Below are 22,003 nucleotides of genomic sequence, written 5' to 3'. Positions count from 1 at the left end.
GTATCGGCACCCGCCGTCCGGCGGCAGATGTGCGAAGTGGGAGGCGGCGGCATGGAGTTCCGGCAGTCGAGCAAGCTCAACGAGGTCTGCTACGAGATCCGCGGACCGGTGATCGAGCACGCCAACGCGCTGGAGGAGGCGGGGCACAGCGTGCTGCGCCTGAACACCGGCAATCCGGCGCTCTTCGGGTTCGAGGCGCCCGAGGAGATCCTGCAGGACATGATCCGCAGCCTGTCGCAGGCCCATGGCTACACCGACTCGCGCGGCATCCTGCCCGCCCGGCGCGCGGTGGCCCAGCACTACCAGCAGCGTGGCCTGCCCGATGTCGGAGTCGACGACGTCTTCCTCGGCAACGGCGTCTCCGAACTGGTCTCCATGGCGGTCCAGGCGCTGCTCGACGACGGCGACGAAGTCCTCATCCCGGCACCGGACTTCCCGCTGTGGACCGCGGTGACCACCCTCGCGGGCGGCAAGCCGGTGCACTACATCTGCGACGAGTCGGCCGACTGGCTACCGGATCTGAACGACATGGCGTCGAAGATCACCGACCGCACCAAGGCAGTGGTGATCATCAACCCCAACAACCCCACCGGCGCCGTCTATCCGAAGGACATCCTCGACGGCATCCTCGATCTCGCCCGCCGCCACGGCCTGATGGTCTTCTCCGACGAGATCTACGACAAGATCCTTTACGACGACGCCGTGCACCACAGCGCCGCGGTACTCGCGCCGGACCTGGTCTGCCTGACCTTCAACGGCCTGTCCAAGGCGTACCGCGTCGCCGGGTTCCGGTCCGGCTGGCTCGTCGTCTCCGGCCCCAAACAGCACGCCAGGGACTACCTGGAGGGGCTGACCATGCTCGCCTCGATGCGGCTGTGCCCCAACGCCCCCGCCCAGTACGCCATCCAGGCCGCGCTGGGCGGCCGCCAGAGCATCGAGGACCTGGTCCTGCCCGGCGGACGCCTGCACGAACAGCGCAACCGCGCCTGGGAGAAGCTCAACGAGATCCCCGGCGTCTCCTGCGTCAAACCGAAGGGCGCCCTCTACGCCTTCCCGCGCCTCGATCCGAAGGTGCACAAGATCCACGACGACGAACGGTTCGTACTGGACCTGCTGTTGCGCGAGAAGATCCAGGTCGTCCAGGGCACCGGCTTCAACTGGCCGCACCCGGACCACTTCCGCATCCTCACCCTGCCGAACGCCGACGATCTGGAGGCGGCCATCAGCCGCATCGGCCGGTTCCTCGCGGGATACCGCCAGTGATGACCCGCCAGTGAGACGACGGGGGTCGAATCGCCGCCGACGGGCACGGCCGGGCCACGGAACCGCTACGGACGGCTCAGCGGACGGGGGCTGCCGTGTTCGCTTGCGGTGCGGGCGAAGCGTCGCTGATGCGCGGCCGTAGGTGTTCGATGTGGTGAACGGCCTGGTCCAGCAGTTCGGCGACGTGGTCGTCGCAGAGCGCGTAGACCACGGATCGGCCTTTGCGCGCGCCGCTGCCCGGACCGAGGTTGCGCAGCAGCCGTAGCTGGTGGCTGCAGGCGGACTGCTCCATGCTCCGCTCGGTGTCGCGGGCCATGAGGGCTCCACCGTCATCGTCGGCCTCAACGGCCTGCGCCTGCTGGCGGACGCCGCCTGGCACCGGGCCCACAACGGGAAAGCACGGCGAGCCGCCGCTGGGCCGCCGCTCGCAGGTCGGGGGCGGCCCGCTGCACCGTCAGGCCCGAAGGCGCCCGCACAACGGCGTCAGTCGTGGGGCGGCAGGTGGCCGATCTGGTGGTCAGCGACGTTCAGGGCCTCGTCCACCAGTCCCCGCAAGTGCCCGTGGCGCAGCCCGTAGATCACCCGGCGCCCCTCCTTGCGGGTGGTCACCAGCCCGGCCAGCCGCAGCCGCGCCAGATGCTGGCTGACCGAAGTCCGGGTCGCGCCGCAGGACTCCGTCAGCGTCGTCACATCGGCCTCGCCCGCACCCAGGCGCCGCAGCAGCGCCAGGCGCGTGCGGTCGGCGAGCAGCCCCAGCACCTCCACGGCCACCGTCAGCCGCTCGCCGTCGGCTGGCTCCTGCGACCCATGCGCACCTGATAGATGCATGCGTGCGTTCATGCGTACATAATGATGTGTGGAGCGGCGCGACGTCCACTCCGCCCCAGCCGTCACCAGCCCGAGAGGGGGAGGCACCCGTGAGCAAGCCGACCCACGACCACGACCAGACTGGCCGTGGCCACCGCCACCCGCATGGGGATGCCGGGCAGCGCGGTCACGACCAGGGCGAACACCGACACGGTCACGGCGATCACAGCCATGACCATGACGACGGTCATGGCCGATGGGCACGGATCCGCCATCGCGTCGCGCACATGGTCACCCCGCACAGCCACGAGGCCATGGACAAGGTCGACGCGGCGATGGAGAACTCCCGCGAAGGCATGCGCACCCTGTCGCTGTCGCTCGGCATCCTCGGGCTGACCACGGTGGTCCAAGCGGTGATCGTCGCGCTGTCCGGATCGGTGGCACTACTGGGCGACACCATCCACAACGCCGCCGACGCGTTGACGGCCGTCCCGCTGGGCATCGCCTTCATGCTCGGCCGACGGGCGGCCAACCGCCGCTACACCTACGGCTACGGACGCGCCGAGGACCTCGCGGGCATCGCCATCGTGCTCACCATCGCCGCCTCCTCCGCGCTGGCCGCCTACGAGGCCGTCGCCCATCTCCTCAACCCCCACGACATCAGCCACCTGTGGGCCGTCGCGGTCGCAGCCGTGGTCGGCTTCCTGGGCAACGAATGGGTGGCCCGCTACCGCATCGGCACCGGCCGCCGTATCGGCTCCGCCGCGCTGGTCGCCGACGGCCTGCATGCCCGCACCGACGGCTTCACCTCCCTCGCCGTCCTCCTCGGCGCCGGCGGCGCGGCGCTGGGCTGGCGTGCCGCCGACCCGATCATCGGCCTGCTCATCACCGTAGCGATCCTGATGGTCCTCAAGGACGCCGCCCGCGAGGTCTACCGGCGCCTGATGGACTCCGTCGACCCGGCTCTGATCGACAAGGCGGAGACCGCCCTGCGCGCCATCGACGGCGTCCGCGGTACCGGGCAGGTACGGATGCGGTGGATCGGACACGCGCTGCACGCCGAGGCCGACATCGTCGTCGACCCGCATCTGACCGTCGTCCAGGCCCACGACCTGGCAGTCGCGGCCGAGCACGCCCTCATCCACGGCGTCCCGCGGCTCGCCGCCGCCACCGTCCACACCGACCACACCGCCGTCGGCCGGGACCCACACGCCGCCCTCGCGCACCACGCCCACGCCTGACGCGCCCGACCTGGGCGACGCCCCTATCCGGACCCACGCTCCCAAAGAGCGGCAGGCCGCCGACAGTTGCCACCCTCGCGGCCGCTGATCCGCGGCATCCAGCGCCATCGCGTGGTCGCGGCCGACGAGTTGACGCCGCCCGCCGACTCCCAACATGGCCGCCAACTCCCGGCGTTCGGCCGCGATCCGGCTCTGACTTCCTCCGTCGTTCTGTGGTGCGCTGTGTTCCCCATGATCTCCAGGGTGTCGTCCGCCCGGCGGTATGTCCAAGAACGGCTGGTTCTCACTGCGAGAACCAGCGGCTATGTCAGCACGCGACCCCGGCGGCGGTGCCCAATCGGCGGCGGTACCCGCCAGGGTCATGCCCGGACCCTGACCGGTCAGCAGCCCGGCGGTCATCAACCTCATGGCCCGACCGAGGAGTTCGTCCGGAACCGCTGCGATGAACCACTGGTCCAGCCCGAGGCTGTAGGACGTACATCAGCCGGTCAGCGTCTGGCAGGCCAACGCCCAACCCAGCGACGGCGGGCAGGCATGCCCCGGCGCCAGAAGCATCGCCCGCACAGCGACCGGCATGGTCAGCCGCGTCCTGCCCCGCGGTCCCAGCAGCGAGCCCACCAGCGTCGCGCCGGTCTGGCAGGCGGTGCCGGATCTTCGGCGGGAGCGCCACAAGTCCACCGTCACCTGCGCGCGTCTCGTCCGTTGATGTGGTCGTGGACGAATCGGATTACGCGGATTACCCGGCTGGCGATCCTGACGGGCTGCCCGACGCGGCGGACGCTGAGGCCGTAGCGGCCCAGCCGCACGGTCCGGCCCCCCAGGCGGCCGCGGCGCGCACATGGGTGGTGTCGCGGGCGGGGATCGCGGAGGCACGCGCGAACAACGACCCGGAGCGGGCCGACGGGCCGGTGTGACGGACGGTGCTGGCGGGTGTCCCTCTGGCGGCACCGACCAACGGCTCCGCGGCGCTCCCCTGTCCGATGGGCTGAGGAGCTCGCTCCCGCGTGTCGGAACGGGCTTCGGCAGCGATACGTAGTGTGATGGCCGCCGTGGTGCGCAACGAGGAACCCCGGCGTGACGCCACAGCGGCCGTTCGGCTGGTCGTCGTCGCCGCCTCCTACATCGCCACGAGTTGGCTCGGCGAGACGGAACGGGTGGTGGTCGCCGGCAACCAGGTCATCTCCCCACTCTGGCTGCCCTCGGGCATCGCCCTGACCTACCTGCTCTACTGGGGGATGCGGACCTGGCCGGGGATCGCGCTCGGCGCACTCTTCTCCGAGCTGACGTTCCTGCCGTGGCACTATCCGCTCGCTGACGTCGGAATCATCGCGGGGAACACGCTCGCCCCGATCTGTGCCTACCTGATGCTCCGCCAGGTCGGCTTCCGCGTCGAGTTGGGCCGGCTGCGGGACGGGCTGGCACTGGTGTTCCTGGGCGCATTGGCCGGCACGCTGGTCAATCCGACGCTGGCCGTCGGTGCTCTGGTGCTCAGCGGCCGGGTGCCCGCCGACTCGTTCTGGACGGCATGGTCGGCGTGGTGGACGGGCAACGCGCTGGGCGTGCTCGTGGTCACACCACTGCTGCTGACCGTGCGCAGGGTCCGCGTGCCCCGTGACGTCCCCTTCCTCCAGTGGGCCGAGGCGGCGGCCCTGCTGGTCGGCACGGTGGTGGTCACGTTCGGCGTCACCAGCACCTCCCTGTCGCTGCTGTTCCTTGTCTTCCCGCTACTCATCTGGGCGGCGCTGCGTTTCCAACTTGCGGGAGCCGCGCCTTGCGCGCTGGTCGTGTCCGTGGGCGCGGTGACGTCGGCGACCCATCACACCGGACCGTTCGCACATCACGGTCTCGTCGCGACCATGGTCAACCTGCAGGCCCTCAACGGCGCCGCCGCCCTGACCGCACTCCTACTGGCCGCGATCACCACCGAGCGGAACAACACCCGCCGCAAGGTGGAGGACGCCTGCCAGGAACTGGCCGAGGTGGTGGCGCATCTCGCGCCGGGCTAGGTCGCGGGGCACGCCGCCCAATTCGGTACCGGTCAGCTGGCCAGTACTGGTTCACTACGCACCGGACAAGCTGCATCCAAACCGGGGGAAGTCATGCGTAAGATCCCTACCCTGTTCGTGCGCGATCGGCAGGAGCGCGGGGGCCTGCTGCCCGAGGTGACGCCCAACTGCGAGTGGGTGCTGGCCGGTGAGGGCACGGCGACACGGAAGTGGGACGGGACGTGCGTGATGCTCGACCGGTCCGGCGAGTGGTGGGCGCGGCGCGAGGTGAAGGCCGGTGGGCGGTCGCCCGCGAACTACCTGCCCGTGCAGACCGACGAGACCACCGGCAAGGCGGTCGGCTGGGAGCCGATGTCCCAGTCGTCGTTCGCGAAGTTCCACGCTGAGGCCGAGCGGTTGGGGGAGGCGTGGGCTCCTGGCACCTACGAGTTGGTGGGGCCGAAGATCAATGGCAACCCGGATGGCTTCGAGGGGCACGTCCTGGTGCGCCACGGCTGGGCACCGTCGTCGGTCAGCGCCGATGTGGCGGCCGCACCGCGGGACTTCGAGGGGCTACGGGACTGGCTGCACGCCCGTCCGCAGTACGAGGGCATCGTGTGGCACCACCCGGACGGGGTGCGCATGGCCAAGATCAAGCGAAGGGATTTCCACTCATGACCACCGAACGGATCGGCCCGCCGTTGATAGCGGACGAGCGCGAGATGCTCCGTGCCTTCCTGGACTACCACCGGGCGACGCTCGCCATGAAGTGCGACGGCCTCTCCGACGAGGATCTGCGCCGTCAGTCGATGCCGCCCTCGACGCTGTCGCTGCTCGGCCTGGTGCGGCACATGGCGGAGGTTGAGCGGACATGGTTCCGCCGGGTGATCAACGGGGAGGACATCCCGCTCGTGTGGTCGGACGAGGGCGACTACCAGGCGGCGTTCGACGCGAGTGCGCAGACCCGGTCGGGGGCGTTCGAGGCCTGGCAGGCCGAGGTCGAGCACTCGCGGCGGATCGAGCGGGAGGCCGAGTCGCTCGATGTGATCGGCCATCAGCCCAGGTGGGGCCAGGACGTGTCGCTGCGTCTGGTGATGCTGCATCTGATCCACGACTACGCCCGGCACAACGGACACGCCGACTTCCTGCGCGAGGGCATCGACGGAACCGTCGGCGCCTGACGTACGCTCCCGCGGCCCGGGCACGGCCGACGCCGGACTACGACGAGGACCGCCGTGATGCCACGCGGGCCGACCTCGCGGGCCAGGCCCCTGGTCTGACCGCTCAACGCGGCCTTGCTCGCCACGTACAGCGCCATACCGGGAAAGGGCGTGTGGTCGTGGATGTTGCTGCCGACAGTGACGATCCGCCCGCCCCCGGGCAGGAACCGCAGCGCGGTCTGGACGGCGAGTATGACCGCGCGGACGTTGACGGACAGTACTGGGTCGAACTCCCGCGCCCTTCCGCAGGTTGTGGTCCAGCGCTTCGCGCTCTTGCTCGGGGGTGATGGTTCCGTCCATGGCCCCCATCGAACCCTCCCGCCGAGCGCGGTCGATCGGCCCGCCTACTCAGACGACGTGAGTAGGCGGGCTCAATTACCGCCCGGTCGAAAGCATGTCACCCCCGATGCCATGAACCGAGCGGAAACCAGGAGGAGTTGAGGCGGTCCGAGCCGGACCTACTGCCGCGGCTCCAGCACATCGGCGACCACACAGCTGACGTTGTCGGGCCCGCCGGAGCGGTTGGCCAGGGCGATCAGTTCGCGCACCGCCTGCTCGGGATCGGAGACCGTCGAGAGCACCCGGCGCAGTGCCTCCGGCGGTACGACGCCGGACAGGCCGTCGGAGCAGAGCAGATAGCGGTCACCGGGTCGAGCATCGTGCAGGCGTACCTCGGGAGTGGCTTCGCCCGCTCCCGCCAGGGCCCTTGCCAGCAGCGAGCGCTGGGGGTGGGAGGCGGCTTCCTCGGCGCTGATGCGTCCTTCGTCGACCATCGACTGGACCGCGGTGTGATCGTGGGTGATCTGCAGGAACTCGCCGTCGCGTAGCAGGTAGGCGCGGGAGTCGCCGATGTGGACCAGGGCCAGTTGCGTTCCGGTCCAGAGCATCGCGGTGAGCGTGGTGCCCACCTGTTGCGGTGCGGGGTCGGCCGCGGCGATGCCGTGCACGGCCTGTTGGGCCTGCTGCACAGTGTCTTCGAGGGCGTTGAGCAGGTTGCCTGCCGGGATCCCGTCGGTTTCCAGGGACTTGAGCACGTCGATCGCGGCCGCGCTGGCCGGGGCGCCACCACCGCCGAAGCCGTCGGCGACCGCGAGCAGCCGGGATCCGGCGTAGGCGGTGTCCTGGTTGCTCTCGCGTACCAGTCCGGCGTCGGACAGCGCGGCGTAACGGATTTCCAGCGGTTTGACGGACAGTGTCATCTCGGGGTCCTTCCGGGACAGATGGTCGATGAGGAAGGCGGCCAGGTCCCGCCGGGCCGCGACATCGGCCTCGACCCGCGCCCAGTACGCGCGTACCTCCCACGCCGCGGCGGGCGCTTCCAGCACACAGATCTGCCGGATCTGCGCCAGCGGCACACCGAGGCGGCGCAGCCAGGCCACCAGCCGGGCCTGCTCCAGCTGTTGCGGGTCGTAGCGGCGGTAGCCGTTCGTCGGGTCGACGCGCGCCGGGGTCAGCAGTCCGAGCTCGTCGTAAAGACGCAGTGCCTTCGGTGACAGCCGGGACGCCTTCGCGAAAGCCCCGATGGTCAGCAACCCCATGCGCGCTCCTCCTCATGCCGGGCACATCGCCCGGCCCATTGATGCTGTGGCTTCCCCCAAGGTGAAGGTCAACCGCTGATCGAATTCGGTTGTACCGGAGGGTCCGCGGCGCGGAAGCTGTCCGTACGACACCGCGCACCTGCGCGCCCATCTCATCTGTCAAGGAGCCCGCGCGTGCAGGCAGCCGTCACCGTCACTCCCGCCCGCATACCCGAGCTGCGCGGCGACATCCTCGGTGAACCGCTCCCCCACCGACCGGCGGACTACGTGGACCTCGACGAGTTCTACCGGCGTTATGCCCGTCCGGCCCGCCGCCAGGCCGCCGCCCCCGACATCCCGCGCGCGGGCCGGTACTTCCCGCCGGAGGAGATCGCACGCTGCACCTTCGGCATCGTCCTGGACACCTCCGGTTCGATGAGCCGCACCTTGCTGGGCAAGGCGCTGGGCGCGATCGCGTCCTACGCCGAGTCCCGGGACGTTCCGGCGGCACGCGTGGTGTTCTGCGACGCCGCACCGCGCGGCGCGGGCTATCCGCCGGTCGCGGAGATCGCCGGACGGGTACGGGTGCGCGGCCGCGGCGGCACGCTGCTGCAGCCGGGCATCGACCTACTGCCGCGTGCCGAGGGCTTCCCGCCGTCGGCGCCCGTCCTGGTGATCACCGATGGCTACTGCGACATGCTGCGGATCCGCCGCGAGCACGCCTTCCTGGTTCCCCAGGCCGGTTCACTGCCGTTCACCGCCCGTGGACCGGTGTTCCGGTTGCGTTGCGGCCGCGGCACGGCTGAGCGGTCCGGCGCGTCGGTGTCCGCCGGAAAACCAGTCGCCAACCTCCGCCGCGCCATGGATCATTGACCGCATGTTCCGGTACGCCTTCGCAGCCTCGTCCGCCGTCGCGGACGCGCTGCGGGCTGCCGCCGGATCCGTCGATTCCTTCGCAGCGACCGCGTCCTTTGACGGCGCCCGAACCTGACCCTTCCCGGACACTTCCGCGGACCCCGCAGGGGGAGGGTCGGCCGGGCCCAGGGGTTCGCGGACTCACCGCAGTGTCCAAGGAAGGAATCATGGCCAAGCAGGCATACGTGCGCACCAAGCCGCACCTGAACATCGGCACGATGGGGCACGTCGACCACGGCAAGACCACGCTGACCGCCGCCATCACCAAGGTGCTCAGCGCCCGGGGGACCGGCACGTTCGTACCGTTCGACCGGATCGACCGCGCGCCGGAGGAGTCGGCGCGCGGCATCACCATCAACATCGCGCATGTCGAGTACGAGACGGCCACCCGGCACTACGCGCACGTGGACATGCCCGGGCACGCCGACTTCGTCAAGAACATGATCACCGGTGCGGCGCAGTTGGACGGCGCGATGCTGGTGGTCTCGGCGCTCGACGGCGTCATGCCGCAGACCGCGGAGCACGTACTGCTCGCCCGGCAGCTCGGAGTCGAGCATGTCGTGGTCGCGCTCAACAAGGCGGACGCCGGGGACCCGGAACTGACCGACCTGGTCGAGCTGGAGGTGCGCGAGTTGCTGTGCGCGCACGGCTACCCGGGCGAGAGCCTGCCGGTCGTACGGGTCTCCGGGCTGCGCGCGCTGGAGGGCGACCCGCGCTGGACCGGGGCGATCGAGGCGCTGCTGGACGCGGTCGACACTTACGTACCGGTCCCGACGCGCTACACCGACGCGCCGTTCCTGCTGCCGGTGGAGAACGTGCTCACCATCACCGGCCGCGGCACGGTCGTCACCGGTGCCGTGGAGCGCGGCACGATACGGGTCGGCGACCGGGTCGAGGTGCTCGGAGCCGGGATCGAGACCGCCGTCACAGGACTGGAGACCTTCGGCAAGCCGATGGAGTCCGCCGAGGCCGGAGACAACGTCGCGCTGCTGCTGCGCGGAGTGCAGCGGGAGACCGTGCGGCGCGGGCATGTGGTGGCCGCGCCCGGGAGCGTCGTGCCGAGCGGACGGTTCACCGCGCGGGTCTACGTGCTGCCGACCGGGCAGGGCGGTCGCCGTACCCCGATCGGCAGCGGATACCGGCCGCAGTTCTACATCCGTACCGCGGACGTGGTCGGTGATGTGGACCTCGGCGGGGTCGGGATCGCGCGGCCGGGCGACACCGTGGAGATGACGGTGCAGTTGGGCCGTCCGGTGCCGTTGGAGGCCGGACTCGGCTTCGCCATCCGTGAGGGCGGCCGGACCGTCGGCGCCGGCACCGTCACGGCCGTCGGCTGAACCCTCGCCGGTCCGCCGCTCAGCGTCCCTGAGCAGGCGGACCGGGAGGTACCGGTCACGGCGCGTAGTGCCGGGCGAGGGCGTGGAAGGCCTCCTTGGGCTCCCAGGGCAGCCGGGGTAGGTGTGTGCCGCCGTTCCGTCGAGCATCTTGACGATGCCGTAGGAGCCCAGGTCCAGATCGGTCAACGGATCGGCGCGGTCGGCGCAGTCCGCGAAGTAGGGCAGCATCTGCTCCTCGGTCATCTCGCAAGGGAACGGCGAGTACCACCCCTCCAGTCCGGCGGCGGCCGCCAACTCGGCTGCCGTGCTGAGTCGTTCGGGATCGCCGCCGGTGACGCGGACGGCGGTGCAGTGCAGGTCGTCGGCGATGACCCGCATCTCGCGCGCCACCTGGTGCGGTTCGAAGGTGCGACGGGCGCTGTCGCCGTCAGGGAAGGTTCCGGTGTCGTACTGCACGCCCCTGCCGCGCATCAGCCCTCCGCAAGGTGCGGTACGTATCCTACTTCCGCCTGGCAGGTGGGATTCGGCGCCCAGTTCCCGGTCATCGCCCGGCCCTGAAGGGCGAGCCCGCCGCGGTCATTCGGCGCGGCCGAAGGATCTGATCTCCTCGATCTCCCGCTCGGTGAGTTCGCGCGGTACCTCGCCGCTCTCCAGCTTCCTGCTCTGCACCAAGTGCCGGATGGCATCGACCACTTCGGGGTTGGCGAGGGTGCTGGTGTCCCCCACGTCGGCGAAGTTGGAGATACCGGCGATCACCCGGCGCATGATCTTGCCGGACCGGGTCTTGGGCATGTCGGGCACGATCCACACCTTCTTCGGCCGGGCGATCGGGCCGATCTGCCGCTCAACCGCCCTGGCCACCTTGGTTTCCAGTTCGCCGCCGGGTTCCAGGCCCGGGTTGAGCGCGACGTACATCTCGACCACGCGTCCACGGAGTTCGTCGACGACCGGAACGGCTGCCGCCTCGGCGACCTCCGCCACGGTCAGGCAGGCCGACTCCAGCTCCTTGGTGCCCAGCCGGTGCCCGGCCACGTTGATCACGTCGTCGATCCGGCCCAGGATGCGCAGGTAGCCGTCGGCCGCCTGGACCGCGCCGTCGCCGCACAGGAACGGCCAGTCCCGCCAGTCCGTGCTCTGCCGGTCGCGGCAGTACTTGCCGTAGTACAGCTCGACGAACCGTTCCGGCTGACCCCAGATGGTCTGCAGGACGCTGGGCCAGGGGTTCCGGATGCAGACGTTCCCGGCTCGGCCGCTGCCCGGCTCGACGGTGTTCCCCTCGTCGTCGTAGATCACCGGGTAGATGCCCAGAACGCCGGGGCCGCAGCTGCCCGGCTTCATCGGCTGCAGGGCGGGGAGCGTGGCGCCGAGGAAGCCACCGGTCTCGGTCAGCCACCAGGTGTCGTCGATGACCGCCTCCCCCTTGCCCACCGCCTCGTGGTACCAGCGCCACACCTCGGGCTCGATCGGCTCGCCCACCGTCGTCAGATGCTTGAAGTGGTAGTCGTACTTGGCGGGTTCGTCCGGGCCGAGCTTGCGCAGCAGCCGGATCGTGGTGGGAGCGGTGTGGAAGATGTTCACCCCGAGCCGTTCGGCGATCCGCCAGCACCGCCCGGCGTCCGGGTGGGTCGGCGCGCCCTCGTACAGCACGCTTGTGGTGCCGAGCGCCAGCGGGCCGTAGACGATGTAGGAGTGGCCGGTGATCCAGCCGATGTCCGCCGCGCACCAGTAGGTGTCCTCGGGGTGGATGTCCAGGTAGTACTTGGCCGTTCCGGCCACATACGACAGGTAGCCGCCGGTTCTGTGCTGCGCGCCCTTGGGGCGGCCGGTGGTGCCGCTGCTGTACATCAGGAACAGCGGCGCCTCGGCGGGCATCGACTCCGGTTCGACGCGCCGGCCGCGGTAGCCGGGCAGCAGATCGTCGACGAAGAAGTCCCGGCCCTCGACCATCGGGGTCTGCGACACGTACTGGCCAGGGTGGCGCCGCCACACCAGCACCTTGTCCACCTGCTGGCCGAGCTTGTCCGCGACCTGGACCGCCTCGTCGGCCTTGGCCTTGTGGTCGGACAGCTTCCCGGCCCGGTGGTAGCCGTCCATCGTGACCAGGACCCGGCTGCCGGAATCCGCCAGCCGATCGCCGCACGCCATGCCGCTGAAGCCGCCGAAGACCTCGGAGTGCACCACCCCGAGCCGCGCACAGGCCAGCATGCACACCGGCAGCTCCGGCACCATCGGCATGTGGAAGGTGACCCGGTCGCCCTGTTGGATCCCGCAGAAGTCCCGTAGCAGCGCGGCGAATTCATTGACCTGTACATACAGCTCCTGGTACGTGAGCACCCGGGGCGGCTCGGTCTCGGGCTCGGGCACCCAGATGAAGGCGGCCTTGTCGCGGCTGGTCGGCAGGTGCCGGTCGACGCAGTTGCGGCAGGCGTTCAGCCGCCCGCCGACGAACCACTTCCAGAACGGGGGGTTGCCGGTGTCCAGCGTGGTGTGCCAGTACGCGTCCCAGTCCAGCAGGTCCGCGTACTCGCGGAAGCACTCGGGGAAGTTCTCCTCGCCGAACCGCCGCAGGATCCCGGGGTCGGAGGCGTTCGCCTGGCCGATGAACCGCGCCGGCGGGTAGTAGTACTCCTCCTCGCGCCAGTGGACGGCGATCTGCGCCTCGGGAACGTCGCGGCCTGGACCTGCGGTACTCATGCGCTCAGCCTCCCGGCCTCACGCCCGGCGCCGCCCGGCTCATCGGTCGTCGATCAGCCCGGAGCAGACACCGAACTCGTACACGTTGTGGACGACCGCCGCCTGTTCGCCGAACGCCGCCGTGTCTCCTCGCCCGAGCGACCGCCAGCACAGGTCATCGCCCACCGCCACCGCGCGTTCCACCACCGGACCGAGCGCCGCGGGCGGCAGTGCCTCAGCCTGCCGCCGCAGGGCGCTCACCTGGCGGGCCCGCGGCGGATCCTCCCCGGCCGCCTTCCGCATCTCGGCGAGGAGCTGGGACAACTCTCCGGCGAGGTACTGCTCTGTCATCGCCATCGCCGTCCGGCAACCCGGATGCAGGGAACACTCCCAGAATAGGTTCGGGCGGCTGCCTTGTCGCGATGTCGCGGTCCTAGCTGGTGCGCCAGCCCCGCGGGTCCACGCCGCCGGGGATCGACGCGGCCGGATCGTACGGCTGCCGGGTCAGGACGAAGCTGCCGATGTCCAGGTGGCCGACCGTCCCGTCGGCGGCCCTTACCACCCGTAGCTGCTCACCGGCGTAGTAGCCGTCCAGGCCGGTCCAGGTGCCGTCCGCCTCCGCGCGGAAGCGCGAGCTGCGGCCCACCGCGCCGAGCGCGGTCAGCTCCAGGGACCGGTCCCCCCGTAGCCGCAGCGTGAACGGCGCCGCGCCCCAGTACCAGGGGCCGGTCAGCGCGAGCAGGTCCGGGTCGGCCTCGCGCAGCGGGCGCCAGGGCCCGGGGATGCGCGGCTCGTGCTCGGCCACGATCCGGATCAGATCCGCGGCGATCGCCGTGGCGTGCGGGCCGGAGGTCGCATTGGCCAGCGCGACGGCCGCGACACCGTCCGCCTCGCTCACCCACAGGCCCGCGAGGAACCCGGGCATCGAGCCGCCGTGGCCGTACAGCGTCCGGCCGTCCCGCCGGATGACCTGCAGGCCGAGGCCGTACCCCGCGGTCCACTGCGCGTCGTCCGGTTCCGAGGCGGGCCTGCGCATCTCCAGGGCCGCCGCCGGGCCGAGCACCTTCTCGTCGCCCGCGGCCAGGAACGCCGCCCATCGGCACAGGTCGGCGGCCGTGGACCACAGTTGGCCGGCTGGCGCCATCACCCCGGTGTCCTCAAGCGGTTCCGGCAACATGACGTCCGCCCATGGATGCACCGCGAAGCCCCCGGCGTGCGGGGCCTGCGGCAGCAGCGTGGTCCGTGTCATGCCGAGCGGCTCCAGCGCCTCCCGGCGCAGCACCTCGCCCCACGGCGCACCGCGCAGCCGCTCCACGAGCGCGCCGAGCAGCGCGTAGCCGGGGTTGGAGTAGTGGAACCGGCGACCGGCCGGATGACGTACCGGCTGCTCGCCGAGCACGTCCGTGAGGTCCGGACGCAGCTCGCCCGGTGTGCGCTCCCACCAGGGCCCCGGCGTCTCGGCGGCCAACCCCGAGGTGTGGGTGAGAAGCTGATGGATGGTCAACTCACCGGCCGGGGTACCGGGCAGATGCCGCTCCAGCGGGTCGGCCAGGTCCAGCAGCCCCTCGTCGCGCAGCCGCAGCACCAGGACCGCGACGAAGGACTTGGTCAGTGAGCCGATCCGGTACTGCACGTCGTCGGTCGGCTGATGGTCGTCGAGCATGCTGCGCGCCCCGGTCCACACCGCACGCCCCTCCCGGACCACGGCCCCGACGAGGGACGGCGTCCGGCCCTCTGCCTGGCCGACGGCCAGCCGATGCAGCAGAGCCCGCCGGGTGGTGGGCAGCAACGCCTGCGGTTCGACGTCCATCTGGTAACCCGTCCTTCACACCGGCAACGCAACCGCCTGACGGTACCCGCGGCCGGGCTGCCCGGCCCAATCAATTTCGCCGGCCGCCCGGGCGTCCAGGGCCGACGGTTTCGGCAGCCCGACGGTCCCGGTGAAATGCTTCGCCCCGGCTGCCGTGATCGCGTTAGCTTGGCGGCATGCCCGAACTGAGCACCGAACGCCTGCTGCTGCGCCAGTGGCGCGAGTCCGACCTGGACCCGTGGGCGGCGATGAACGCCGACCCCGAGGTCCGGGAGCACTTCCCCCGACCTGCTCACGCGGGAGCAGAGCGCGGCTTCGATGGCACGCTTCCAGGCCGAGTTCGACCGGCGGGGATTCGGGTGGTGGGCGGTCGAGGTACGGGAGAGCGGGGAGTTCATCGGCTTCACCGGCCTGGACGAGGTGGACGAGGGCCTGCCGTTCACGGGTGTGGAGGTCGGCTGGCGGCTGGCCCGATCCGCGTGGGGCCACGGCTACGCCACCGAAGCCGCCCTGGCCGGTCTGGACTTCGGCTTCGGGACGCTCGCCCTGCCCGAGATCGTCGCGGTGACGACCGCCACCAACCTCCGTTCCCAGGCGGTGATGCGCCGGATCGGCATGACCCACGACCCTGCCGACGACTTCGACGACCCGAGCGCGCCCGAGGGGCCGCTGCGCCGCAACGTGCTGTACCGGATCCGCCCGTAGTCCGCCCTGTGACGATGGCTGGTACCGGGCTCCCTCCGGATCCACGGTGACAGGGCTTCAGTACCCTGGAATCCTTGCCTCGTAGGGAAGTTGGATCACGTGAACCATCACCGGACCGCCGAGCTCATATCCTTCGTACGGGAGCACTCGCCGTTCTATCGCGACCTGTATTCCGCCTTACCTCCGGGGACGGCCGAACTCGCCGCACTGCCGCTCATCGATCACACGGCGTACTGGCAGGCGCACGGCATTGACGGCAGCCGGGTGCTGACCGGGCCGCACACCGACGGAATCGTCTTCAAGACCGGGGGCACCACGGGCTCGCCACGGGTGTCCGTCTACACCCGGGACGAGTGGCGGGCGATGAGCCGCCGGTTCGGTGACGGGCTACCGGCCGCGGGGCTGCGTGCCGGAGACCGGGTCGCCAACCTCTTCTACGCGGGTGAGCTGTACTCCAGCTTCGTCTTCACCCTCAACTGCCTCCAGGACGCACCCGTCCCCACGGTCCAGTTGCCGATCGGCGGCGCCAGTCCACTGGACTTCACCGTCGGCGCGCTGCGCGACTTCTCCGCCACCGTGGTCGCCGCACCGCCGACCTCGCTGTGCCGCCTCGCCCTTGAAGTCATCAACGCGGTCGGTACGCTGCCGGGCGTCCGTCTGGCCCTGTTCAGCGGCGAGGCCCTCTACGCCGATCAACTCGCGCTGCTGGACAAGGCGTTCCCCGGCATCGAGGTCCGCTCCATCGGCTATGCCAGCGTGGACGCCGGGGTACTGGCCGGGCCGGTCGCGGGGGAAGCGGACACACGGGTGCACGAGGTCTTCGCCCCGGACAAGGTCGTGGAACTGCTCGACCCCGAGACCGGTGAGCCCATCGAGGAACCGGGCCGCCCCGGACGGGTGGTCGCAACCGACCTGGTACGGCGGCTGATGCCGATGATCCGCTACCCCGTCGGCGACATGGCCGAGTGGGTCGACTTCCCCCGGCGCCGTTTCCGGCTGCTCGGCCGCTCCGAGGAGGGGGCCCGGGTCGGACCGGTCACCGTGTATCTGGAGGACCTGCGGCAGCTGGTCGAGGGCGCCGACGAACAGGGCCTGGTCGCGGGGGTGCAGGTGGTGCTACGGCACCGGGAGGCCAGGGACGAGCTGGTGCTGCGCCTCGCGGCGCACTCGGGCGAAGCCGCGGACCGGGCGGCTGTGCAGCGCGTACTGGTGGAACGGCTGGCCGGCGTACGGCCGATGTTCGACGAGCACGTACGGCAAGGACTGATCCACCCGCTCGCCGTCGAGTGGGTGGCGGTGGACGACCTGACCCTCAACCCCCGGACGGGGAAGCTGGTCCGGCTGATCGACGAACGGCTGGGCTGACCCCGCCCAGCCGACGCGGATGCCCGCCGCCGGACCGGAAGCGGTCCGGCGGCGGGTCCGGGTACGCGGCGGTGGGGGGGGGGGGGGGCGGCGCGGCGTCGCCGCCACCGAGGCCCCCGCACCGCCCCGGGTCAGCGGTTGCGCGCCCGCCGGTCCACGACCGCCAGGAGTTTGCCGCTGGCGGCCGTACCCTCGAAGCGCTCCGCGGGCACGCGCTCCACGTGCAGCTCCAGCATGCGGTCACGACGCACCGCGATGCCCAACTCGTGGTATTCGTCGAGGAAGGCGCGCACCGCGTCCACCGCGGGCTCGGGGCCGTCCTCCTCCAGTCGTACCGTCAGCCGCTCGTGGCCTTGGTCGTCCTCATCCAGCAGGATCTGCAGGGCGCCGTGGTGGCCCAGCGACTCCTCGGCGACGGAGACGAACCTGCGGTAGTTGAGGAAGTGGCTGCCGCTGCGGAAGATGTCGCCGAACCGACCCAGCAGCTCGAAGCGCGGCGTACGGCGCCCACAGCCGCAGTCGCCCGCCACCCAGCGGCCCAGGTCACCGATCTCATAGCGGTCCAGCCGCTGACCGCGCCGGGTGTGCGCGGTGAACACCAGCCGTCCCGCCTCGCCCACCGGCGCGGGACGGTCCTCCTCCAGCCGCAGGATCTCCAGTGTCTGCAGGCCGCTGAACAGATGGTGGACCCTGGTCGGTGACTCGGCGCACTGATAGCCCAGCGGACCGGCGTCCACGCTGCCGTAAGCGGCGGAGCGGATAAGCTCGACCCCGAACTCCTCGCGCAGCCAGGCCTGCTGGCGTTCCGGGAAGTGCTCACCGCCGTAGAAGATCTTCCGCACTCCGCCGTAGCGGCGCAGGTCCTCGGCGCCTTCGGTGAACACCCTCAGCAGGTAGTTGGGCATGCCGAGCAGGGTGTCCACCCCGTGCTCCACGATCGAACGGGCCACCCCGGCATGGTCCTGCTGCGCGGCCATCGGGAACTGCACCGCGCGGAGGTTCTCCAGCACCGAGAAGAAGCTGGGGAAGCCGCCGTAGAGCAGACCGCCGAAGAAGAGGTTCATGGCACGGTCGGTGCGCGGTTCGAACCCCGCGGCCAGCAGGCCCTCCGCCCCATGCCGCATGTGTTCGTGGTAGTCGTCCCAGGTGAAGGCCGACAGCTTGGGCGCTCCGGAGCTGCCGCCGCTGCGGAAGAACACCTCGGCCCGGCTCAGGTCGGTCTGCAGCCGCTCGAAGTCGGACTTGGCGGTGATCGGGACCGCGGGCGGCGGCAGTTCACGCGCGGCGACCAGGTCGTCCAGACAGGCGTCGGCGGTGAACCTGTCGTCGAGTTGGGCGTCCACCCGGCGGCTGTAGCGCTGCAGGGCGTAGACACCGTCGTGCGGCTCACCGTTGTAGCTGCCGAGCATGCCGCCGGGCGTGGTGACCCGCTGGGCTCCGGCCGCCAGCACGGCCGCGGCCAGCTCGGCGGTGTCGCGGCGGTCCGCTCCGAGGCCAACGGTCTGCAGATAGCGGCGCATTGGGCGCAGCACTTCCTGGATCCGCTTGCGCGGAAGGGGCTTCACCCACACCGTACGGTGCAGCGGGGACGCCCGCAGCGCGCTGCGGGTGTCGGCGAGCACATGCCAGCTGCCGTCCTTCGCGGCGTGCACCCGGGTCAGGCCGAGGTGCTCCTCCTGCTGGGCCACCAGCACGGTGTTGGTGATCTCCGCGCTCTCCAGCAGCTCCGGCTCGGCCGGGCGCAGCGTGCTGACGGCGTCGGCGAGTACCGCCGTGAACCGCTCGGCGAACGCGAAGACCTCCTCTGTGTCATCGGTGTCGAGGTAGACCACCTGCGGGCTGGAGCAGGCCTGCTGGTTGAGGCGGCAGATGTCGGCGGCGACCCCGCGCAGCGTCTCGGGTGCGGACCAGGCGTCCGCGGTGAGGTAGGCGAAGGAGAGCTTGGGCCCCCAGTCGACGAGTCGGCAGCCCGGCCGGACCAGCGCGGCGACCCCGGCGATGGCCTCCTCCCCACCCCAGGCGGCGACCGCGTCGGCGGCGGCGCACAGGCGCTCCAGCCAACTGGTGCGCGTGGAGGAGAAGGCGAGTACGACCACCCGGCGGGCGATCTGCCCGGTGGTGTCGAGTTCGGCCAGGGCGGCGAGCAGACCGTGGGTGAAGCGCGACCCACCGCTGGTCTTGATCACGTTGACGTTTCCGGCGAGCAGTCCCTCGACGACGCTGAGCGCACCCGCCGCGGGAGCGTTGCCGGGGGCGATGTGCACCAGCAGGCCGACCGGCAGCCAGGCCTCGAAGACCTCGCGGCGCAGATCGAAGCGGGCGAGCCGGCCGGGGTCGATACCGCCCAACTCGCGGGCCAGCTTGGTCTCCAGGGCCTCCCGGCCGAGCGCCTCGGCGATGTCGCGGAGGGTGCGCGCCGACTCCTCCCCGGGAACACCGCCCTCGCTGAGCAGCGCGGAGAGCCGCAGGGTCTGCGGACTGTCCGGGTCGGCCAGCGCCTCGGCCAGGCGGTCGCAGGCCGCCACGACGACCAGTGGGCTGACCGGCCGCGCCAGCGCCTCGCGCACGAAGTCGTCCAGCCCGTCCAGTCGGCGGTCCGCCTCAGCGTCGTCGACCCACTCGCCCTGCCAGTAGTGTTCCTGGCCGGTGACTGTCTGATCGGTGGTCATGACTTCCCCTTGAGCAGTTCGGCGGCGGCGACGGCACAGCTGCGGTTGCGGCTCAGCCCGGCCCGGCCGTGCACGGTGAACCAGGGCGTGGGCAGGCCGCAGCCGCACTCCTCGGGCGCGTGCTGCGAGACCAGGTCGCCCATGAGGACGGACTGCGCCGGGACCGAGGTGATGTACGGGGAGATGAACTGGGCATAGCCGCGTTCCCCGTAGGGCAGCGGCTCAAGGGTCCGCACGGAGCGGACCAGCATCCTCGACCAGGTGGGCACATGGAGGCGGTGCCGCGGGCACTCCATGTACAGCACGGAGTGTTCGACGGCTCCGAACCCGTCGCGGATGCGCTCGTCCGGGATGCCGAGCTGGTCCTTGATCCGGCGGTAGAGCTCGGGCTTGGCCACCTGCTTGTCCGCGTGGCCCTTCCAACCGCCGCCGAAGACCACCAGTGACCGCGGGGAGAGCTCCAGCGGCGGCACGCCCAACTCCCGCATCCGGTCAAGGGTGAAGGAGAGGAAGGCGGGGAACCCGAGGACGCGTACCGGCGCTCCCTCCTCGGCGTAGCGGATCAGCGCGCGGACGCAGCCGAACGGGTCGAACTCGTGGCCGCCGCCGGTGTGCTTCAGCGCGTACTCGACGGACCGCACCGGCGCGAAGTGGCACAGGTACTCGTCGGTGAACGAGGTGCCGAGGTTCAGCCCGGGCCGGGGCTGGTAGTTGGAGAGCAGATAGTTGACCGGCTCCTCCTCCCCGATCCAGCCGTAGTGGTCGAAGATCCGGGCGACCATGCGCTGACCGGCGCGTAGCGTCCACTCGTCGAAGAACATCTGCGACTTCTGCCCGGTGGTTCCGGAGGAGGTGACATGCAGCCTCACGTCGTCGCCGGGTATGGAGACCACCTCGTGCGCCTTGAAGAAGTTGGCGTGCACGAAGGGCAGTCGGTGCAACTCGTCGACGTCGGCGAGGGGTTGGCCGGCGGCGGCGCTGGAGGCCAGCATCCGGGCGAAGAACGGCGACCGGGCGGCGTGCCAGGCGTTGGACTCGTTCATCGCCTGGGCGAAGAGCCGGTCGTTCTCCGGGCCGACCGCATAGGGGTCGGCGATGTCGCACAGCCGTTGTACGGCGGCGAGGGCGTCGGAATCGGGTACCGTGACCGGCCCCAGGTACTGGTTCACTGGAAAACCCCGCGGGTGTTGAGGTATTGCTGCTTCCACAGCTCGATGTACTGCTCGGTGAAGGGCTGGAAGGCCACATCGAGGGCCAGGTCACGGAAGTCCAGCGGCTGCAGGGTGCGAGCCATCACGACGTAGTCGCGGAACCGTTCGCCCACCCGGCGCATCGCCGGATAGGCGGCGGCGGGCAGGAAGCCGTGGGCGAGTAACTGGCACAGTTCGTCGTAGCAGTCCAGCGGCACCAGGGTCTCGATGTAGGAGGCGCCGTAACCGCCGAGGCGCTCGATGAGCGGTTCGAGGTCGTCGCCGAGGGCGTCCATCCCCGGTGCGGTGCCGATCAGTGTGCAGTAGCCGTCGGCGCGGCTGAGTTGGGCGTAGAGCTCGTAGGCCCCGTCTGTGGCGGCCAGCATGACGTTGGGCGAGTGGAAGGGGTAGAAGCGCCGTCCGGGGTCGGGCACGACCTCGGCGAAGCGGCGCAGTACGAACTCGGGTGCGTCCACGAGCTCTACCTCGCGCGCCGCCGGGCGGCTGCCGGGGACGCGTGGCGGCGTCTCCGGCGTGATCTCGGTGTCGGTCTCGAACCCGGCACTGCGCAGCGCCCGGACCAGACCGGCCAGTCCGGCGGGGACGCGCGGTACCGGGAGCCGGCGTTCCAGCACCCCTTCGCGGTGCCGGGCCAGCAGCACCATGGTCTCGTGCCGGGCGGCCTTGCGGAGGTTGGGGAAGATGCCCAGGGCCTGGAAGCCGCTGCGCAGGCAGATCCGTTGTGGCGCCGTGGAGTTGGTGCGCGCGGTGGCGTACACGGAGTCGGCGGGTCGGTCCCCGCTGAGCAGACTGTCACTGAGCTGCCGGACGGCCTGGCGGGCGGCTCCCGAGCCCCGGACGTCCGGGTGGACCACCAGCCCCTGGAGTTTGCCCAGGCCGTCGGACGGATCATGGTTCCCCACGATCGAGCCCACCATCCGCCCGGTTCCCGGGTCCCGGGCGGCCAGCCAGGTGGTGTGCGGCGAGGAGATCTCCCGGGCCATCACCTCCGGGTCGGTGCCGAGCGGCAGCGCGTAGTCGCGCCCGTAGACCTGCTGGTAGAGCCGGAGTAACCCGTCGATGTCATCCAGACTCGCGGCGCGAAAATCGAGGGCCAAGGTACCTCCACACGGACATGGCGCACCGGCGGATCGACGCGGGTGCACAAGTGAGGCCATTTACGCGAGCGGGTGCGGGGTGCCCGGTCGGGGCACCCGCTCCACACCGTCCCGAATGCGGCGGAAGCGAAGAGAGAAGTCAGCCGCCCTCCCCCGGGGCGCTGACACCTCCCACACTAGCGCGCACG

21 protein-coding genes and 3 pseudogenes are annotated in these 22,003 nt (G+C 70.8%); 12 read left to right on the top strand and 12 right to left on the bottom strand.

Going from position 1 to position 22,003, the window contains the following annotated elements; translation table 11 throughout:
- Window positions 1-51 precede the first annotated feature (51 nt).
- Window positions 52-1,263: a pyridoxal phosphate-dependent aminotransferase gene (locus P2L57_RS13070; protein ID WP_275813143.1), complete on the top strand. Its 1,212-nt coding sequence runs from the start codon at window positions 52-54 to the stop codon at window positions 1,261-1,263.
- 76 nt (window positions 1,264-1,339) lie between these two features.
- On the opposite strand, the gene P2L57_RS13065 is transcribed toward P2L57_RS13070, so the two are convergent.
- From P2L57_RS13065 to P2L57_RS40725, 3 genes are all read right to left on the bottom strand, one after another.
- The gene (locus P2L57_RS13065; RefSeq protein ID WP_372515695.1) at window positions 1,340-1,651 is read right to left on the bottom strand and encodes an ArsR/SmtB family transcription factor; all 312 of its coding nucleotides are present in this window, start codon (window positions 1,649-1,651) and stop codon (window positions 1,340-1,342) included.
- 95 nt (window positions 1,652-1,746) lie between these two features.
- Window positions 1,747-2,103: an ArsR/SmtB family transcription factor gene (locus P2L57_RS13055; protein ID WP_275813140.1), complete on the bottom strand. Its 357-nt coding sequence runs from the start codon at window positions 2,101-2,103 to the stop codon at window positions 1,747-1,749.
- Window positions 2,104-2,153: 50 nt separating this feature from the next.
- Window positions 2,154-2,321 (bottom strand): hypothetical protein, encoded by a 168-nt coding sequence (locus tag P2L57_RS40725; protein WP_303656275.1) that lies wholly within the window; start codon window positions 2,319-2,321, stop codon window positions 2,154-2,156.
- Between the two features lie 15 nt (window positions 2,322-2,336).
- Here P2L57_RS40725 and P2L57_RS13050 point away from each other — a divergent pair, with 15 nt between their 5' ends.
- A complete protein-coding gene (locus P2L57_RS13050) occupies window positions 2,337-3,311 on the top strand; it encodes a cation diffusion facilitator family transporter (protein WP_372515705.1) in 975 nt (324 codons plus the stop codon).
- A gap of 480 nt (window positions 3,312-3,791) precedes the next feature.
- On the opposite strand, the gene P2L57_RS13045 is transcribed toward P2L57_RS13050, so the two are convergent.
- Window positions 3,792-3,995: a hypothetical protein gene (locus P2L57_RS13045; RefSeq protein ID WP_275813134.1), complete on the bottom strand. Its 204-nt coding sequence runs from the start codon at window positions 3,993-3,995 to the stop codon at window positions 3,792-3,794.
- Window positions 3,996-4,024: 29 nt separating this feature from the next.
- On the opposite strand from P2L57_RS13045, the gene P2L57_RS13040 reads away from it, so the two are divergent.
- From P2L57_RS13040 to P2L57_RS13025, 4 genes are all read left to right on the top strand, one after another.
- Entirely contained in the window at window positions 4,025-4,225 is a 201-nt protein-coding gene (locus P2L57_RS13040) for a hypothetical protein (RefSeq protein ID WP_275813132.1), read from the top strand.
- Between the two features lie 90 nt (window positions 4,226-4,315).
- Window positions 4,316-5,317, top strand: a complete 1,002-nt coding sequence (locus P2L57_RS13035; RefSeq protein ID WP_308292465.1) for an MASE1 domain-containing protein — start codon at window positions 4,316-4,318, stop codon at window positions 5,315-5,317.
- Window positions 5,318-5,410: 93 nt separating this feature from the next.
- On the top strand, window positions 5,411-5,974 hold the full coding sequence (locus P2L57_RS13030) for a DUF5565 family protein (protein ID WP_275813129.1): 564 nt from the start codon (window positions 5,411-5,413) through the stop codon (window positions 5,972-5,974).
- Entirely contained in the window at window positions 5,971-6,477 is a 507-nt protein-coding gene (locus P2L57_RS13025) for a DinB family protein (RefSeq protein WP_275813127.1), read from the top strand. The genes P2L57_RS13030 and P2L57_RS13025 overlap by 4 nt, the downstream gene beginning before the upstream one ends.
- On the opposite strand, the pseudogene P2L57_RS13020 reads toward P2L57_RS13025, so the two are convergent.
- Both P2L57_RS13020 and P2L57_RS13015 read right to left on the bottom strand, forming a co-directional pair.
- Window positions 6,411-6,743: pseudogene (locus P2L57_RS13020) on the bottom strand (SDR family NAD(P)-dependent oxidoreductase); the annotation flags it as partial. The gene P2L57_RS13025 and the pseudogene P2L57_RS13020 overlap by 67 nt on opposite strands.
- A gap of 231 nt (window positions 6,744-6,974) precedes the next feature.
- The gene (locus P2L57_RS13015) at window positions 6,975-8,054 is read right to left on the bottom strand and encodes a MerR family transcriptional regulator (RefSeq protein WP_275813123.1); all 1,080 of its coding nucleotides are present in this window, start codon (window positions 8,052-8,054) and stop codon (window positions 6,975-6,977) included.
- A gap of 222 nt (window positions 8,055-8,276) precedes the next feature.
- Between P2L57_RS13015 and P2L57_RS13010 the strand changes: the two are divergent.
- From P2L57_RS13010 to P2L57_RS13000, 3 genes and pseudogenes are all read left to right on the top strand, one after another.
- Window positions 8,277-8,816 (top strand): annotated as a pseudogene (locus tag P2L57_RS13010) (DUF2201 family putative metallopeptidase); the annotation flags it as partial.
- 299 nt (window positions 8,817-9,115) lie between these two features.
- Window positions 9,116-10,285, top strand: coding sequence for an elongation factor Tu (gene tuf, locus P2L57_RS13005; RefSeq protein WP_275813120.1), 1,170 nt, complete (start codon window positions 9,116-9,118; stop codon window positions 10,283-10,285).
- Window positions 10,286-10,408: 123 nt separating this feature from the next.
- Window positions 10,409-10,843 (top strand): hypothetical protein, encoded by a 435-nt coding sequence (locus tag P2L57_RS13000; protein WP_275813118.1) that lies wholly within the window; start codon window positions 10,409-10,411, stop codon window positions 10,841-10,843.
- An 18-nt stretch (window positions 10,844-10,861) separates the two neighbouring features.
- Here the strand turns inward: P2L57_RS13000 and P2L57_RS12995 are convergent, their stop codons facing one another.
- The 3 genes from P2L57_RS12995 to P2L57_RS12985 form a co-directional block, all read right to left on the bottom strand.
- The gene (locus P2L57_RS12995; RefSeq protein WP_275813116.1) at window positions 10,862-12,979 is read right to left on the bottom strand and encodes an acetate--CoA ligase; all 2,118 of its coding nucleotides are present in this window, start codon (window positions 12,977-12,979) and stop codon (window positions 10,862-10,864) included.
- A 39-nt stretch (window positions 12,980-13,018) separates the two neighbouring features.
- Complete coding sequence (locus P2L57_RS12990; protein WP_275813114.1) at window positions 13,019-13,309, bottom strand: hypothetical protein; 291 nt, start codon at window positions 13,307-13,309, stop codon at window positions 13,019-13,021.
- A gap of 82 nt (window positions 13,310-13,391) precedes the next feature.
- Window positions 13,392-14,768 carry a serine hydrolase domain-containing protein gene (locus P2L57_RS12985; RefSeq protein WP_275813112.1) on the bottom strand — a complete coding sequence of 459 codons (1,377 nt, stop codon included), beginning with the start codon at window positions 14,766-14,768 and terminating at the stop codon, window positions 13,392-13,394.
- Between the two features lie 176 nt (window positions 14,769-14,944).
- On the opposite strand from P2L57_RS12985, the pseudogene P2L57_RS40720 reads away from it, so the two are divergent.
- The 3 genes and pseudogenes from P2L57_RS40720 to P2L57_RS12975 all read left to right on the top strand — a co-directional run.
- Window positions 14,945-15,121 (top strand): annotated as a pseudogene (locus P2L57_RS40720) (GNAT family N-acetyltransferase); the annotation flags it as partial.
- The gene (locus P2L57_RS12980; RefSeq protein ID WP_372515694.1) at window positions 15,087-15,473 is read left to right on the top strand and encodes a GNAT family N-acetyltransferase; all 387 of its coding nucleotides are present in this window, start codon (window positions 15,087-15,089) and stop codon (window positions 15,471-15,473) included. The pseudogene P2L57_RS40720 and the gene P2L57_RS12980, both read left to right, overlap by 35 nt.
- A gap of 99 nt (window positions 15,474-15,572) precedes the next feature.
- Window positions 15,573-16,838, top strand: coding sequence for a phenylacetate--CoA ligase family protein (locus tag P2L57_RS12975; protein ID WP_275813110.1), 1,266 nt, complete (start codon window positions 15,573-15,575; stop codon window positions 16,836-16,838).
- Between the two features lie 131 nt (window positions 16,839-16,969).
- On the opposite strand, the gene P2L57_RS12970 is transcribed toward P2L57_RS12975, so the two are convergent.
- From P2L57_RS12970 to P2L57_RS12960, 3 genes are read right to left on the bottom strand one after another with little or no spacing between them, the layout of a single operon-like run.
- The gene (locus P2L57_RS12970) at window positions 16,970-19,507 is read right to left on the bottom strand and encodes an acyl-CoA reductase (protein ID WP_275813108.1); all 2,538 of its coding nucleotides are present in this window, start codon (window positions 19,505-19,507) and stop codon (window positions 16,970-16,972) included.
- The gene (locus tag P2L57_RS12965; protein WP_275813106.1) at window positions 19,504-20,676 is read right to left on the bottom strand and encodes a LuxE/PaaK family acyltransferase; all 1,173 of its coding nucleotides are present in this window, start codon (window positions 20,674-20,676) and stop codon (window positions 19,504-19,506) included. Before P2L57_RS12965 ends, P2L57_RS12970 begins: the two co-directional genes overlap by 4 nt.
- Window positions 20,673-21,815 (bottom strand): GNAT family N-acetyltransferase, encoded by a 1,143-nt coding sequence (locus P2L57_RS12960; RefSeq protein WP_275813104.1) that lies wholly within the window; start codon window positions 21,813-21,815, stop codon window positions 20,673-20,675. The genes P2L57_RS12965 and P2L57_RS12960 overlap by 4 nt, the downstream gene beginning before the upstream one ends.
- Between the last annotated feature and the right edge of the window lie 188 nt (window positions 21,816-22,003).

Origin of the sequence: Streptantibioticus ferralitis, assembly GCF_029223525.1 — a bacterium.
In the GTDB taxonomy this organism is placed as follows: domain Bacteria; phylum Actinomycetota; class Actinomycetes; order Streptomycetales; family Streptomycetaceae; genus Streptantibioticus_A; species Streptantibioticus_A ferralitis.
Note: the sequence above shows the minus strand (reverse complement) of the source record. Positions and strands in the feature narration are given on the sequence as shown.